Below are 1,887 nucleotides of genomic sequence, written 5' to 3' on the forward strand. Positions count from 1 at the left end.
TCGCATTGACTCGTCGGATTTGCTACCCGCGCTGACCCGTTGCCTCACGTAATTTGCTACCCGCCGGATGGTCCGGCGGGAGCAGCACTACGTGACGAGGCGAATCAGCATGGCAACACGCAAGGAGTTGATCGATGCGCTACGAGCGCGCTACAGCGGCGCGCCACCGATGGAGAAGACGAAGATCCTGGATGAGTTCGTGGCTCTGACCGGATACCACCGCAAGCACGCAACCAGGGTGCTGGGCGGCGCGCTTCCTGAGAAGCGACCTGCGGGTTCACGCAACCGTCTTTATGACGAAGCGGTACGTCAGGCGCTTCTCGTGCTTTGGGAGGCCGGCGACCGAATCTGCGGCAAACGGCTCAAGCCGCTGGTCCCAGTCCTGATCGACGCCATGGAGCGGCATGGCCATCTGTCGCTCGATCCGCAGGTCAAGGCAAGACTCCTGCAGATCAGCGCCGCAACGATCGATCGCGCGTTGAGTGACGCCCGAGCGGGCATCGACGGACAGCGTCGACGACGAGCAGGCGTCGGTGCGGCCATCCGGCGCAGCATACCGGTGCGCACATTTGCCGACTGGCGCGATCCGCCCCCCGGCTTCCTCGAGGTCGACATGGTCGAGCACTGTGGCGGGTCCAAGACCGATGGGGACTACGTTCACACGCTGGTTCTGACCGACATCGCGAGCGGATGGACCGAATGCGTCGCCATGCCGGTACGCAACCAATCGCTCGTGGTGGAAGCGTTGATCGTGGCCGAAGACGATCTGCCCTTCGCAATGCTCGGCATCGACACCGACAATGACAGCGCCTTCATGAATCAGACCGTCTTCGACCATTGCAAGACGAAGGGACTCGAGCAGACACGCTCGCGCGCCTACAGGAAGAACGATCAAGCGTGGGTAGAGCAGAAGAACGGCGCGATCGTGCGTCGCCTGGTGGGCTACGGGCGGTTGAGTGGACTTGCCGCGACACATGCACTGGCCGAGCTCTACGCGGCCTCCCGCCTGTACGTCAACTTCTTCCAGCCCTCGTTCAAGCTCAAGAGCAAGACGCGCGATGGCGCCCGCGTGAGCAAGACGTATCACCCTCCCGCTACGCCGTGCGACCGGCTGCTCACTTCGGCGACGATAAGCGAGGAGATCAAAGGGAAATTGCGCGAGCAATTCGATGAACTCGACCCCGTGTTCCTCCTGCGAGACATCCGGGCGGCTCAACGGGTGCTCAGCGACATGGCATCGGGGCAGCCACCGCAAACCGATGGGATGGCTTCCACCATGCCCGACCTCTCCTCGTTCCTTCACGGCCTGGCCACCGCGTGGAAGGACGGCGAGGTCCGCCCGACGCATCGAACGAAGCCGGCGGCCGAGCGGTGGTGGAGAACGCGCCAAGATCCCTTCGAGCATGCCTGGCCGATCGTCGAAGGTTGGCTTGCCGACGAGCCCACAACCACCGCCAAGGAGCTCATGGATCGACTGGCAGGTGCAGTGCCTGATGTCTACGCGAGCAAAGCGCAGCTGCGCACCTTGCAACGTCGAATCAAGGCATGGCGCGCCGAAAAGGCGAAGGACTTGATTCTCGGAAAGCTGAGAAGGTCGCCGGCATCCATGGAACCTTGAAAACAGAGAAAAACAGCATGGCCGCGGGGGCCGGGCGCTGCGCGCCCGGCAGGCTATGGACATGTGGACGATGCGCCTTCGGCGCACCGGGCACGGCGGTGGACAACGCGGCGCTACGCGCCAGGCGTCGCCCACCGCCGCGCCCTTCGCCCACATGCCCACAGCCTTCAACTACAAGATCAAGAAAAGACGGGTTCGGCGACAACCGGCCATTGGGTAACATTCCTTCGTGAGGCGACACGACCGCTCAAGATAATTGTCGCTGGCCA

General features: G+C 63.2%; 1 protein-coding gene. It reads left to right on the top strand.

Annotated features, from left to right (window positions below):
• The first annotated feature begins 67 nt into the window (after positions 1 to 67).
• Entirely contained in the window at positions 68 to 1,618 is a 1,551-nt protein-coding gene (locus tag EJI01_RS28220; protein ID WP_126840396.1) for an integrase catalytic domain-containing protein, read from the top strand.
• The last annotated feature ends 269 nt before the right edge of the window (positions 1,619 to 1,887 follow it).

It is taken from the genome of Variovorax sp. MHTC-1, from assembly GCF_003984645.1.
Lineage (GTDB): Bacteria > Pseudomonadota > Gammaproteobacteria > Burkholderiales > Burkholderiaceae_C > Variovorax.

What these genes read in the sequence shown, in the direction of transcription:
- EJI01_RS28220 (WP_126840396.1), top strand. Translation starts at nt 68, where the DNA reads ATGGTCCGGCGGGAGCAGCACTACGTGACGAGGCGAATCAGCATGGCA.